The sequence below is a fragment of the Polaromonas jejuensis NBRC 106434 genome, from assembly GCF_001598235.1.
Classification (GTDB): Bacteria; Pseudomonadota; Gammaproteobacteria; order Burkholderiales; family Burkholderiaceae_C; genus Polaromonas; species Polaromonas jejuensis.
The window spans coordinates 193683-207068 of the sequence record NZ_BCYO01000004.1 but is presented as its reverse complement, the minus strand read 5'-3'; the positions used below and the strand labels follow the sequence as shown (position 1 = coordinate 207068).

Annotated in this window: 13 protein-coding genes; 4 read left to right on the top strand and 9 right to left on the bottom strand. The window is 65.2% G+C overall.

Annotated elements, in window-relative coordinates; translation table 11 throughout:
- Positions 1-151: 151 nt before the first annotated feature.
- The 4 genes from PJE01S_RS25070 to thpR form a co-directional block, all read right to left on the bottom strand.
- Complete coding sequence (locus tag PJE01S_RS25070; RefSeq protein WP_157090255.1) at positions 152-520, bottom strand: hypothetical protein; 369 nt, start codon at positions 518-520, stop codon at positions 152-154.
- 324 nt (positions 521-844) lie between these two features.
- Positions 845-1027: a c-type cytochrome gene (locus PJE01S_RS26140; RefSeq protein ID WP_339374666.1), complete on the bottom strand. Its 183-nt coding sequence runs from the start codon at positions 1025-1027 to the stop codon at positions 845-847.
- A 33-nt stretch (positions 1028-1060) separates the two neighbouring features.
- Positions 1061-1273 carry a hypothetical protein gene (locus PJE01S_RS07170; RefSeq protein WP_068832464.1) on the bottom strand — a complete coding sequence of 71 codons (213 nt, stop codon included), beginning with the start codon at positions 1271-1273 and terminating at the stop codon, positions 1061-1063.
- Positions 1274-1541: 268 nt separating this feature from the next.
- A complete protein-coding gene (thpR, locus tag PJE01S_RS07165) occupies positions 1542-2060 on the bottom strand; it encodes an RNA 2',3'-cyclic phosphodiesterase (protein WP_068832563.1) in 519 nt (172 codons plus the stop codon).
- Positions 2061-2164: 104 nt separating this feature from the next.
- Here thpR and PJE01S_RS07160 point away from each other — a divergent pair, with 104 nt between their 5' ends.
- Positions 2165-2401: a DUF2789 domain-containing protein gene (locus PJE01S_RS07160; protein WP_068832463.1), complete on the top strand. Its 237-nt coding sequence runs from the start codon at positions 2165-2167 to the stop codon at positions 2399-2401.
- On the opposite strand, the gene PJE01S_RS07155 is transcribed toward PJE01S_RS07160, so the two are convergent.
- From PJE01S_RS07155 to PJE01S_RS07135, 5 genes are all read right to left on the bottom strand, one after another.
- Positions 2398-2679 carry a hypothetical protein gene (locus PJE01S_RS07155; protein WP_068832462.1) on the bottom strand — a complete coding sequence of 94 codons (282 nt, stop codon included), beginning with the start codon at positions 2677-2679 and terminating at the stop codon, positions 2398-2400. The two genes, PJE01S_RS07160 and PJE01S_RS07155, sit on opposite strands and share 4 nt — an antisense overlap.
- Positions 2680-2751: 72 nt before the next feature.
- Complete coding sequence (locus tag PJE01S_RS07150; protein WP_068832562.1) at positions 2752-4011, bottom strand: TIGR03862 family flavoprotein; 1260 nt, start codon at positions 4009-4011, stop codon at positions 2752-2754.
- A gap of 233 nt (positions 4012-4244) precedes the next feature.
- Entirely contained in the window at positions 4245-4877 is a 633-nt protein-coding gene (locus PJE01S_RS07145) for a hypothetical protein (RefSeq protein WP_068832461.1), read from the bottom strand.
- A gap of 37 nt (positions 4878-4914) precedes the next feature.
- On the bottom strand, positions 4915-8172 hold the full coding sequence (locus PJE01S_RS07140; RefSeq protein ID WP_068832460.1) for a UvrD-helicase domain-containing protein: 3258 nt from the start codon (positions 8170-8172) through the stop codon (positions 4915-4917).
- A 169-nt stretch (positions 8173-8341) separates the two neighbouring features.
- Complete coding sequence (locus PJE01S_RS07135) at positions 8342-10894, bottom strand: PD-(D/E)XK nuclease family protein (RefSeq protein WP_068832459.1); 2553 nt, start codon at positions 10892-10894, stop codon at positions 8342-8344.
- 170 nt (positions 10895-11064) lie between these two features.
- Here PJE01S_RS07135 and trxA point away from each other — a divergent pair, with 170 nt between their 5' ends.
- The 3 genes from trxA (at position 11065) to PJE01S_RS07120 (ending at position 13348) form a co-directional block, all read left to right on the top strand.
- Positions 11065-11397, top strand: a complete 333-nt coding sequence (gene trxA / locus PJE01S_RS07130) for a thioredoxin TrxA (RefSeq protein ID WP_007875124.1) — start codon at positions 11065-11067, stop codon at positions 11395-11397.
- 265 nt (positions 11398-11662) lie between these two features.
- On the top strand, positions 11663-12925 hold the full coding sequence (rho, locus tag PJE01S_RS07125; protein ID WP_068832458.1) for a transcription termination factor Rho: 1263 nt from the start codon (positions 11663-11665) through the stop codon (positions 12923-12925).
- A gap of 165 nt (positions 12926-13090) precedes the next feature.
- Complete coding sequence (locus tag PJE01S_RS07120) at positions 13091-13348, top strand: type B 50S ribosomal protein L31 (protein ID WP_068832457.1); 258 nt, start codon at positions 13091-13093, stop codon at positions 13346-13348.
- Positions 13349-13386 lie beyond the last annotated feature (38 nt).

The following is a 13386-nucleotide window of genomic DNA, read 5'->3' as shown; positions in this document are numbered from 1 at the left end:
GGGTGGGCGGTGCGGGCAGGCAACTCTCCGTGACGTCATGGACACCCCAGAACAGAACCACCCGCGAGAAGCCGCTGTACGACGGTCGTACATCCTCCCCCGTTGGCTGAATTACCTCATGGTGAGGAAAAAAGCATCCCCGAGATGTCCGTTAAGGAGCCTTTTGAAGACGCTTGGGAAACAGTTCTGCGGTGAGGTCCATCAGGGCGTGACCCACGGTCTCTAATGGCTGTCTATCGCAATAATTTTTTATCCACAAAATTGCCCCGTCGAAATCTGCCCCTCCCAAGATGTCGTATGTGCCGGGAGTCTGCAGGTTGTAAGCGCTAAGGTATCCAGCTACATAGCCCAGATGGGATGTATGAGCCCCGGAATTAATCTTCTGCTCATTTAAAAACTGGGCGCAGGAAATGGAACCTCGCACACTATATTTACCCGCTTGATCAGACGCTCTTGCTTCTGCACCAAGGACACATAGAACCAAGACGGGGAAAAGCATGGCTGTTTTCAAAGGCTTCATCAAGGACTCCGCGTGTTGCTATGGTCACTGGATGCTATCAGGGCAACTCAGCAGAGACCTAGTTTTGCTCCAAAAATGTCTGACGGGTACACGCGGTTCGCCACACGGCTTACCGACCCGACCAACCTCGTTGGCCTCGGGACTCTCGGGACCGCCACGGTTGCGAAGGTCGCAGCTTCGATTGCCGCCAAGGATGCCATCAAGAAAACCTTGATCACCTCTCTGGGCCGTACAGGCATTCAGGCAGGCATCTTCGGGGGCATCCAAGGAGCGGCCAATTGGCAGTACACAGGCCCCAGACGCTAACCACCCAGCCCGCTCTCCCTATTTCTTCCCCGCAAACGCCTGCGGCTTCAACGAGCGCAGGTAAGCGATCAGCGCGCCCATGTCGGCGTCGTTGATGTTCTTGTAGAAGCCAAACGCCATGGGCGGCTTGTAGGGACGGCCGTTCTTGTCCACGCCTTCGCGGATGGCTTTGGCGAGTTGGGCGTCGGTCCATTTGCCGATGCCTGTGTCCGGGTCGGGCGTGATGTTGGCGGCCTAGGCCTTGAAGGGCGGCTCTTCGAACAGCATGCCGCCCGAGAGACCTTTTTCGAACAGCGGCTGCCCCTTGTCGCCGCGTGCAAAGTGGCAATTGCCGCAGGCCACCACGCCTTCCATCAGGTACTTGCCGCGCTCGATGTCCTGCGCCCAGGCCGCGCCGATGCTGATCAGCAACAAGGCAGACAGAGCCAGCTTCGAAAACCTGTTCATGTTCCCCCTCCATGGCGGTGCTTGCACCGGACGCCGGCCTGATGAGGCCAAGCGTCGGTTTATCACGATATTGAGCGGCAGGACAAGGGCACGCGCACCATGCATTTGGAGTTACCCACTGCACAAAAAAACAGCACGCTAAAGAAGCGCCTTTAAAAACATGGGCTTAAGCCCGTCATTCACGCTCGGGCCACGGCTTGTCCACAGCATTGTCCCCAGACAGCTTGGAGAAGTTTCCACCCCGTGGCGCCCCATCGCCGCGCCGCGCTCAAGCGTAGCGCTGGAGTATCCGGTAATCCCCGGGCGCATCGCGCATCGAGGCCGCCAGGGCGTAGCCCTCGACGCGCCAGTCGATGGGCGGGGTGGCAGGCGGCGGCAGCGCCCGGCCGGCGCGGCGCGCCAGCGTGACATGGGGATCAAATGCCCGCTCTTCGGTCGGCAGGGCTAGCCGGCAAAGCGCCTCGCGCAGCGCCGCGTGCAAGTCCAGCAGGCCCGGCGCCGGGGCTTCCGGCCGCAGGACGGCGATGCCGTGCCGCCACAGCTCCGGGCGGTCCAGGCGCAGCGAAAACGGCGTGAACGGCACCGCCAGGGAGGGTCTCAACTGCGGCAGGCGTTGCACGGCGACCGGGCCTATGAAATGCAGGGTCAGGTGCAGCATCTGCGGCGGCATCCAGGCCACGCCGGCCGGCCAGGTCCAGGCCTCGCGGCCATGGGCCAGCGCCTCGCGCACGCGCTGGTCAGGCCAGAGCGCGAGAAACAGGCGGGCGGTGGGGCTGTCCTCGGTCATGCTTGCGATCATCGCACCCTTCCCCGGCCGGCTTCATCTTTGCACGAACGCTCGCTAAACTGGGGACCGCATAGTCCTCGCCCCTGCATAGAAGGAGTTACCCCATGGATACCAGCCTGCACGACCTGAGCGGCCTGTTTCGCCAGTTGGGCCTCGCCGGCGAGCCGCGCGCCATCGACGCCTTTCTGGCCGCCCACCGCCTCGACGCAGGCACGGCCCTGGCCGAAGCCCCGTTCTGGAACCCGGCCCAGGCCGCGTTTCTCGGCGAGGCGATCGCGGACGACTCGGACTGGGCCGAAGCGGCCGACGAGCTCGCCATGCTGCTGAGCCAACAACGCTAGCCGCTGACCTCTTCAATGGCGGTCGTGGTCTGCAGCGCATGCTCGGCAATCTGCGCCGACACCAGGGCCAGCGAGGCCAGCGCATAGGTGCCGCTGATCACGCCCTTGTAGGCGATTTCCGCGGCCACCGCATCGCGGCCCAAACCTTCGGTGGCGGCAACTATGCATTCCTCAATGCTGGCCAGGCCGGCGTCGCCATACAGCTCCTCGCCCTCATAGCTGACGCGGTATTCGTAACGGCCCTGTTCAATCGGGTCAATGTGGAAACGCACGATCATGGCAAAACTCCGGCATTCGGTAAAAATTAAACGCTATCAAATAAATAGCTTCTTGCGCCTATGCTGATTGGGCTACAGGCCTAAATGGTTCAAAACACCGAGCCCGGCGGCGCGCCCGCTGGCAAAACACGCGGTGAGCAGGTAGCCGCCCGTGGGCGCCTCCCAGTCGAGCATTTCGCCGGCACAAAACACCGGCTGGGCTGCGGCAGGCGCCGTGAGCCGCAGCTGCGCATCCATGGCCTCAAACATCACGCCGCCGGCGCTGCTGATGGCTTCGTCCATGGGCCTGGCGGCCATCACGCGCACCGTCAGCGCCTTGATGCCGGCGGCGAGTTTGACGGGATCGGCCATGTCCTCCTTGCCCAGCAGTTCATGCAGCATGGCGGCCTTGATGCCGTCCAGGTGCAAACGGCTCTTGAGGTGGCTGGACAGCGAGCGCGAGCCGCGCGGATGGCGCACCTCGGCCAGCACCTGCTCCGGTGATTTGTCCGGCAAGAGATCGAGCATGAAGCTCGCGCTGCCCTTCGCGGCAATCTCGTCGCGCAGCAGGCTGGACACGGCATAGACAAGGCTGCCCTCCACGCCCGTGGCAGTGGCCACAAACTCGCCCTTGCGGCTGAAGCTGCGGCCCCGTGAATCGGTGAAATGGATGGCGACCGACTTGAAGGGCTGGCCGGCAAAGCGGCTGGCGAAATGTTCGCTCCAGCCGGCCACATCAAAACCGCAGTTGGAAGGCTGCAGCGCAGCCACGGCTACGCCGCGTGCTGCCAGCAACGCCGCCCAGGCGCCGTCGGAACCCAGGCGCGCCCAGCTGCCGCCGCCCAGGGCCAGCACCACGGCATCGGCCTGCGCCAGCACCTCGCCGGCGGGCGTTGCAAACTTCAGCGCGCCCTGGCCCTCGCCGGCTTCGGCCCAGCCCAGCCAGCGATGCCGCATGGAAAACTGCACGCCGGCATGGCGCAGGCGTTGCAGCCAGGCGCGCAGCAGCGGCGCGGCCTTCATGTCCTTGGGAAACACGCGGCCCGAACTGCCGACAAAGGTTTCCACGCCCAGGGCTTCGGCCCAGGCGCGCAGCTCGGCCGGACCGAACGCGGCGATCAGCGGCTGCAGTTGCGCACGGCGCTCGCCGTAGCGGCCCATGAAGGGCTCTATCGCCTCGGAATGCGTGAGGTTGAGCCCGCCCTTGCCGGCCAGCAAGAACTTGCGGCCCACCGAAGGCATGGCGTCATAGACCTTTACCGCCACGGCCGGGCCGGCGCCGGCCAGCACCTCGGCCGCCATCAGGCCGGCCGGGCCGCCGCCTATGACGGCAATGCGCCGCGGCGTCACCAGCTGAACAGGAGAAATTGAGTCGTTCAAAAGAAAATCCGTCTGCACACGTGTGCAAGTTGAGTCAACAATGGCCAAGCATAAGCGGCATCACCGGCCAAAGCCAGGCGTGCCATTTCGCTCTTTATTTGATAGCTGGTTGCGCCCGTTCCATAAGGGCTGCCATGCAAAAATGCTTTGAATCCGCAGCCAGGGCCGGCCCCAGCCGGTTTGCGGGAAGGGCTAGATTATTGCAGCTACATGGGCGGCGCAAAGCCGTTGCGGCCCACGATCATGCGCAAGGCGGTCGGCTTGCCGTCCCTGACTTCCGCTGTGATCAGCACCTGGGCGCCCGGCACCACCAGGGCCTTCTCGTCATCCTTGCCGGGCCTGACCGACACCACGGGCACATCGGGCGGCACGATCACGGTCTGTTCGCCACCCGGGTATTTCAGCAGCAGTTTTTTCCCGCCCGGCACGCTGGAAGGAGCGGCAGCCAGGTCCGCCACGGTGGCGTTGGTCATGGTGCTTTGCGGCAGCAAATCCCAGGGGCGATGGCCCTCGCCCGTGCCGCGCGCGGACTCGGGGAACACCACCACCTCCAGCGCGCGCTGCGTGCCGTCGGCCTGCGGCATGGCCGCGGTGCCTATGTAGCTGCCGGCCTTGATGTCGGCCAGCGCCAGGGGAAACACCTCCGACACGACCATGTCGGCGGGCCGCACCAGCGTGAGCACTTCGCCGCTGCGCGCCTTCACGGTGAGGCTGCCGGGCTCGACCTTTTCAATCGTGGCGCGCAGCCGCACGCTGGGGTTGGCGGGTGCGGGCGCCTGGGCCTGGGCGCAGGCCGTGCCGGCCAGCAAGGCGATGGAAAGGGCAAGGGGCTTGAGCATGGCAAAGCCTTTCAGCTTTAAAAATGGGCAGGTTCGATCAGGCCAGTTCCACGACAGTTCCCTGCCCGGTCAGAAAGGCCGCCCTGACGGGGGCGTCGGGGTAAATCCGTTGCACCGCCGCCCGGTAGGCCTGCAGCTGCGCCACCAGGCCAGGCTGGCGCTGGGGCGCCAGCGCCGATTTGTAGTCCAGCACCCACCAGTGGCCCTCATGGCCGGCATCCCTGCGCCGCACCAGCCGGTCCAGCCGCAGGGGCTGGCCCTGGTACACCAGGTCCACCTCATTGCCCTGCCAGGCCAGCACTTCCGGCCGCCAGGCCCAGGCACCCTCGCCGCCCAGAATGCGCTGCGCCAAGGCCAGCGACCGGGCGGCCTGCGCCGGGCTCAGGCGAAACTCGCGCGCCACCGCGGCCACCTGCGGCGCCGCAAACGGCCCGCCCCACTCCAGCAGGCGGTGCATGGCCTTGCCTATGCGGGCATCGGCGGAGTCTTCAGCCTCGGCCGCAGCAGCGGGCGCATCGGGCACCAGCGTGGCCGGCAAGGCGGGCAGCTCGGGCAGGTGAAACACACGGGTGTCGCGGCCGTCGGATTCTGCTGCCTGAACGGTATCCACGGCGACCGGCGCCGCCAGTTCGGTCACCAGGCCGTGCAGGCGCTGCCACCAGCTGTCGGTGGTGGCCCGGTGCGGCTCAATCGACGAGACCACCAGCGTATGGCGGGCCCGCGTCAGGGCCACATACAGCGCATTGAGTTCTTCGCGCTGGCGTGCCGCCTGCTCATTGGCCAGCACCCCTTGGGCGCAGGCCGGCGGCCGGCTTTCGCTGACCATGAAAAAGAATTTACGCGGTGCGGTGGCCTCGCCGGGCCAATCCACCAGCACGCCCATGCTGTCGGCGTTGCGCTCCACCGTGTCGGTGTCCAGCAGCAGCACGGCCTCGGCCTCCAGACCTTTGGCACCGTGAATCGTCAGCAGTCGAACCGCCTCGGTGCTGACGCTGGCCGGCGCCAGCGTGCCACCGGCCTTGAGGGCGCGGACCAGGCCATAGGGCGTGGCGTAGCGCCCGCCATCACGCGCCAGGGCCACGCCCAGCAGCGCCCGCAAATTCGCCAGCACGGCGCTGCGCTGAACCGCAGGCGCCGCCGCGACGAAGCGGGCCAGCACATCGCCGTCGTGGTAAATGCTCTGCAGTGCGTCGTGCGGCGGCAGGCCGTCTATCCAGCCCTTCCATCGGGTCAAAACAGGCCCCAGCCCTTGCAGTTCAGGCGCCAGAAGCTCTGTTTTTTGTAGCACCTCGTACCACGAAATATTCAGTTCACGTTGCAGCAGCGCGATCTGCACCAGGCTGGCGTCGGCCAGCCCAAACAGCGGCGAACGCAGCGCGCGCGCCAACGACAAATCGTGCTGCGGCGACACCAGCACATCCAGCAGCGCCACCAGGTCCAGCACCTCGCAGCAGTCGATCAGATCGGTTTTTTCGCCGATCTGCGCCGGAATGTGCAAGGCCCGCAGCTCTTCCTGCAGCGGCAGCAGGCCGGCGCGCTTGCGCGACAGCACCATGATGTCTTGTGGTTTGAGGCCATCCACCAGTTGCCGGGATATCCAGGCGGCGGCCTGGCGCGCCTCCAGGGTGCGCAGGGTCTCTTCGGGCAGCTCGCGCGGCGTGCTCAGGCTGTCGCGCCAGCCGTCGGCCGGCGGGGCCTGCGCGTCTTCATCGCTGGCGCGCGGAATGGGCGGCAAGCACCCCGTCGCGCCGGCCCGATCGGAGGCCGTGCTGTGATCGCGAAAACCGTCGTAGCCATCGGCGGCCCGCGCCGCACCCATGACGGCGTTCACGGTGTCGATCACGGCCTCGGCGTTGCGCCGGGTGTGATCGCAGCTGAGCAAATCACCGCCCAGGCCCTGCACCACAAACTGCTGCGCGGCGCGAAACACCTGCGGCTCGGCGCGCCGGAAGCGGTAAATGCTTTGCTTGGGATCGCCCACCAGAAACACGCTGGGCGCCGAGCCCGCGCCGGCATAGCCGACCAGCCAGGCGTAAAGCGACTGCCACTGCAGCGGGTTGGTGTCCTGGAACTCGTCAATCATGAGGTGCTTGATGCGCGCGTCCAGCCGCTCCTGCACCCAGCCCGAGAGCACCGGATCGCCCAGCATGACCAACGCGGCCCGCTCCACATCGTTCATGTCGACCCAGCCGCGCTCGCGCTTGAGGGCGGTGAACTGCGCAATCACGGCGCGCGCCAGCCGCGCCATGCGCTGCTGATGCACCCAGGCCTCGTACTGCTGGCTGGCGGCCTGCACGCGCAGCACGAGGTCCTGGGCCTGGCGCACGTCTTCAATCCCCACGATTTTTTCGCCGAATTTGCGCGCCGTGCCCTTGTCGGTCAGCAGCGCGCTGAAAACGCCTGGCAGGTCTTGCGCCGTCAAGGCCTGCTCCAGCTCCACGCCCTTGGCCGAAAAGGTCGGCGCGCTGGCCCGGCCCAGGGCCTTGGCGGCCGCCAGCAGCAACTGCTGGTTGGAGAGCCTGGTGAGCGCCTCTTCGGGCGCATCCAGCCCGGCAAACTCGGGAAACTGCTCGCCAAAGGCTTGCACGGAAGCGTCGACCACGCCTTGCTCATCGGCCAGCGTGAACTCGGTGCGCTTGTCCAGCGCGGCCTGCAGGGCCTTGTCGGTCTGAAAGCGGCCATGCGCGCGCACCACGGCCTCAAAGTCGGCCTGGAGCGAGGCATCGCCCACAGCCTGCGCATAAAAGCGCCGCCACACCAGCGCCCGGGCCGGGGCGTCGTCTTCCAGCAGCTCGTAATTGACCGGCAGGCCCAGCCTTTGCAGCACCGCCACGGGCGCACTGCGCAGCAAGGCGGCAAACCAGCTGTGGAAGGTGCGGATCTGCACCGAGCGGCCGCTGGTCAAAATCGATCGGTATAAATTTGATAGCTGGCGGCGCACATCCTGATTGGCCTGCGGGCCGATCTGGCTTGTCATGCCGCGCAGGACCAGCTCGCGCTGCAGGGTGGCGTCGTCGGCACGGGCAAAGTCCTTGAGCCATTCGTCCAGCCGCTCGCGCATTTCGCCGGCGGCCTTTTTGGTGAAGGTGATGGCCAGGATTTCGTGCGGGCGCACCGGGTCCTGCGCAGCGCCCGCGCCATCCAGCAGCGCGCGCACGATGCGCGACACCAGCATCCAGGTCTTGCCCGCGCCGGCGCAGGCCTCCACCGCCACGCTGCGGCGCGGGTCGCAGGCGATGGCGTAAAACGCCTCGGCTGAAATGGGCTGGCCGTTGCGTTCGTAGGCGGCGGTCATCGGATATCTCCGGGGGAAGGGGTGAAAGAACAAACGAAGTCAAGCAGCGCAGCCCACGCGGCGACCCCGGCCCTGCAAGTTCGAGCCGCGGAACCGGCTTTGCCGGGCCGCAGGCGGGCGGCCCCCCCGGGGGGCAGAGAGTTACACGAAGTGAACGAACGTGGGGGCATCATGCTGTCCAGAAATCCTTGCGGCACAGGCCGCGCGCCGCGCAGTACTCGCAGGCCTTGCCTTCGCCCAGCGCGGGCAGCGCCGCGCCGCGCGCAATGCGCGCCATGTCGCTCTGGATGCTGTCTATCAACTCATCGCGCAGGCTCACGATGTCGGGCTGTTCATAGGTACGCGTCGGCTCTTTTTCGCCGACGTTGACATAGGCCGCGGCCAAGGTGTCATCGGCCATCAGGGCCGCATAAAACGCCAGCTGGGTGTCTTCCTGGCCGTCCTTGATGCGCTGGGCCGTGGTGGCGCGCGGCTCGGTCTTGTAGTCCATCACCAGCGCGTGGCCATCGGCCTGCCTATCGATGCGGTCCAGCTTGCCCACCAGGGTCAGCGCGCCCAGGGGGATTTCGCGCCAGATTTCTCCGGCCTCATAGGCGGCGCCGGAGGCTTCGTGCCCGGCCAGCCAGGCCAGGTAGCCGTCGCGCACGCCCGGCCAGGCGGCGGCGAACGGCAGGAACTCGCTGTCGCTCAGGCCCAGTTCCTGCGTGGCGCGCTCGGCCGCTATATTAATCATAGCTAGCCGAGCAGGAATATCCTGGGCTGGCGCCGCCTTCAGGTCTTCGTGAAAATAGTTCAACAGGCTGTGCAGCCAGTTGCCGAAGTCGCGCTTGCCCAGCTCGCTCTCCAGTTCGTCGGGCGCCTGCAGCTTGAGCTGGCGCAGCGCAAAAAAGCGGTAGGGGCAGCGGCGCAAATCTTCATAGGCACTGGCCGACAGCTTGGCTACCGGCAAGTCCGCGCCCGTCGGCAGCGGGCGCGGCGTGGGGCTGACGGCCACGGCGCGCAGGCTGCGCGGGTCGCTCGCCAGGGCTGTGGCCGTGTCCAGTTCATGCGCCAGCAGCAGCTCCTGCACAAAGCCGCTGGCGATCAGGTGCTCACCGCCCTCGCTGGTACGCCACAGCACATCCACCTGCGGCAGCCGCAGGGCGTAGCCCCAGGCCTGCCGGGCCGCGCTGGCCAGCGTTTCACGCGAGGCCAGGCCGAGCAACTCGCGCTGGACTGGCGTCCACTGGCCAGGGGGCTCGGGCGACACCGGCAGACGGATTTCATCGCAGCCGGGCAGCACCACCGCCTGCATGGGCCGGCCCAGCAACTGCGCCAGCGGCAGGATCACCACCTGCTCTTGCGGCGGATGGGCCGGGGAAAACTTGCCGGCCTCCAGCGTCTGATTGACCCAGCTGGTGAAGTCGCGCAGCTTCATGGTGGGAGAGGTTTCAAACTCGGCCTCGGCGCCTTCATGCAGGCGCAGCACGTCCAGCACGGTCTGGCCGGCCTCATCGAGTTCCAACGCCTCCCACTGCCCGGCCGACCGCAGCGCAGTGCGCAGATCGCGCAACCACATGGCCAGGGGACGTGCGCGAACAAAGCCTTCGCGCAGCGCATTGACCCTCACGGCCAGCGGCTGGGTGGCGGCCAGCGCGGGCAAGGGCGTCACGGGCAAGTCGCGCCAGGCACGCAGGCCGAGCTTGCGCAATTCGGTTTCAGCCGCGGTCACCGCGCTGGCGGCAAATGCGGGCGCGTTTTTCAGCCAGTCCAGCACGGCGTCGGTCGAGGCGTCCCAGGGCATGGCGCGCAGCAAGCCCATCAGGCCGGCCGCCGCGCGCGTGGTGGACAGCTTCCAGCCGGTTTCGTCGCGCATGGCGATGCCGCGCTCTGCCAGCATGGCGCTGACACGGTGCGTGAGCTGCCGGTCTTGCGCAATCAGTGCGACCGGGCAGCGCCCTTGCGCCAGCTGCGCCAGCACACAGGCGGCGGCGCGCTCGGCCTCGTCTTCGGCATCCAGCGCGGCGTGCAAGGCAGGCACAGGTGCGCGCTCCGTCTCCGCGCCATCCAGGGAAATGCCCAGAGGAATGGAGATGGCCCGCGCGCCAAAATGCGCCTTGAGCGCCTCAGTCAGCGGTTCGGCCTGAAAGCCATCGAGCACGGCAAAGAGCGCGGGACTGGCCTGGAAAAGACGGTCGGTGGGATAGGCGGACGCCGCCGCCCAGGCCAGCGCAATGCGCCCCAACGCGGCCTCGAGGGCCAGCACCGGCGAATCCAGGCCGGCACCCAGCGAAGCCGCCAGTTGCTCGCTCCAGGCCTGGCGCTTGTCGGGCAGCACCGCCGCCGCCACGCGGGCCAGACTCCAGGCGGCCTCGACCAGTTGCCCGGCCAGGATGTCCTGGTGGCTCGCCAGGCCGGCGCGGCTCAAGAGCGATGCGGCCGTCAGCATGTCCACGGCCACATCCATGCGCAAATCATCGCCCGAAGGGGTGAACAGCCCGAGCGTGCCGCCCAGGCTGCTGGCCCAGTTCATGGTGGTTTCAAAACGCGGCACGAAGAATGTGTCGCCGGCCTCCCTGGCCCAGGCCTGGCGCGCCTGCTGGATCAGTTGGGCATAGGGCAGCAGAACCACCACTTCGGCAGGGTGCACGCCGCGCGCCTGCAGCGCCTCGTGGAGCCGGACGATGGCTTGCTGCCAACAGCGGGTGGAAAGCGGGACGTCGGCAGGGTCTGGAAGCGGCATAAGAAAGAAGAAACCTCGGCAAGGGGCAACAAGGGAGTACGCGTGAAATCGGGGATGGCTATCGCGGCGATAGCCACTGCGCCACCGACCCGGTTACTTGCTTTCTGCCACAATGCCTGCAACTTTAGCCCTCCTATCGTAACCCTCGTAATTAGACCAAAGGAGCCGTCATGGCGAGCGAACTGATCAAACATACCACCGATGCCACATTTGAAGCCGACGTGCTGCAATCTTCCAAACCGGTGCTGGTGGACTACTGGGCCGAGTGGTGCGGCCCCTGCAAGATGATTGCTCCGATTCTTGACGAAGTGGCCACCGGCTATGACGGCAAGCTGCAGATTGCCAAAATGAATGTGGACGAAAACCGTGACATTCCCGCCAAGTTCGGCATTCGCGGCATTCCCACCCTGATGCTGTTCAAGGACGGCCAGCTGGCCGCCACCAAGGTCGGCGCCATGAGCAAGGCCCAGTTGACCGCCTTCATCGACCAGCAACTGGCCTGAACCCCTTTGCGTTGCACTTGAGCCTGGCCGGCCCGGGCGGACTCGATGTGCAACGCCAACCCCGGCAGCCCCGAGCCCGCGGCTCAGGTCGCTGCCAGGCGCCCCATCCCCGGAAATAGCGCCTGAATTTCCTGTCATAATGTGCTTTATTCACCGGTCGGTCATTGCCATCCGGTTCGAGTTCCCGGTTTGTAAGCCATCTCTTCAGCGGCTTCCTTTCAAACCTCCCCCGTTTTTTTAAATGAACTCCGCAAGGAGTAATTCCATGCACTTAAACGAACTCAAGGCACTGCACGTGTCTGAAGTCCTCAAGCAGGCCGAAGCCCTCGAGATCGAAAACGGCGGCCGTATGCGCAAGCAGGAGCTGATGTTTGCCATCATCAAGAAACGCGCAAAAACCGGCGAAACCATCGTCGCCGACGGCGTGCTGGAAGTGCTGCCCGACGGTTTTGGCTTTCTGCGAGCACCCGACTCCAGCTACACCGCCAGCACCGACGACATCTACATCAGCCCCAGCCAGATCCGCCGCTTCAACCTGCACACCGGTGACATGATTGAAGGCGAAGTGCGCACGCCCAAGGATGGCGAGCGCTACTTTGCACTGAACAAGCTCGACAAGGTCAACGACGGCGCGCCCGAAGACAACAAGCACAAGGTTTTGTTCGAGAACTTGACGCCGCTGTTTCCGCGCGAGCAGTTCAAGCTCGAGCGCGAGATCAAGGCCGAAGAAAACCTGACCAGCCGCATCATCGACATCGTGGCACCTATCGGCAAGGGCCAGCGCGCCCTGCTGGTCGCGCCGCCCAAGTCCGGCAAGACCGTGATGATGCAGAACATCGCCCACGCCATCACCGCCAACTACCCGGAAGTGGTCATGATGGTGCTGCTGGTGGATGAGCGCCCTGAAGAAGTGACCGAAATGCAGCGCAGCGTGCGCGGCGAAGTGATTTCCTCGACGTTTGACGAACCCGCCGCACGCCACGTGCATGTGGCCGAAATGGTGATCGAGCGCGCCAAGCGCCTGGTCGAACTCGGCAAGGACGTGGTGATCCTGCTGGACTCCATCACCCGTCTGGCCCGCGCTTACAACAACGTGCTGCCCTCGTCGGGCAAGGTGCTGACCGGCGGTGTCGACGCCAATGCGCTGCAGCGCCCCAAGCGCTTTTTCGGCGCGGCCCGCAAAATTGAAGAGGGCGGCAGCCTGACCATCATCGGCACCGCGCTGGTCGATACCGGCAGCCGCATGGACGAGGTGATCTTTGAAGAATTCAAGGGCACGGGCAATTGCGAAATCCACCTGGACCGCCGCCTGTATGAAAAACGCGTGTTCCCGGCGATTCACCTGAACCGCAGCGGCACCCGCAAGGAAGAGCTGCTTCTGGCGCCGGAAATTTTGCAAAAATCGCGCATCTTGCGTCAATTCATGTACAACATGGACGAAATCGAATCGATGGAGCTCATGCTGAAAAACATGAAGGCGACCAAGAACAACCACGAATTCTTCGACATGATGCGAAGGGGTGGTTAACCCCCACGGTCGCTCACTGCGTTGAGTTCCTTGCCCCCCGAAGGGGCCTTGGCTGCGCTGGCCGCTATCCTATCTATAGCTGCTGATTTCGTGGCATAATGATGGGCTCAGCGGAAAGTGCCCAGGAATGGCCTCGGTGGCTCCCGCAACGAATAAGGAAAGATCATGAAAGAAGGCATTCACCCCAACTACCGCGAAGTTTGTTTCCTGGACCTGTCCAACAACTTCAAGTTTGTGACCCGCTCCTGCGTGAACACCAAAGAAATGGTGAAAATGGAAGACGGTCGCGAGTTGCCTCTGTACAAGCTCGATACGTCCAGCGAATCGCACCCCTTCTACACCGGCACGCAAAAATCCGTGGACAACATGGGTGGTCGCGTTGAGAAATTCCGCAACCGCTTCGGCAAGACCGCTGCCAAGTAAGCTGCAAAAAGCGCTTGCGCTGGCCAGCAAAAAGCAGC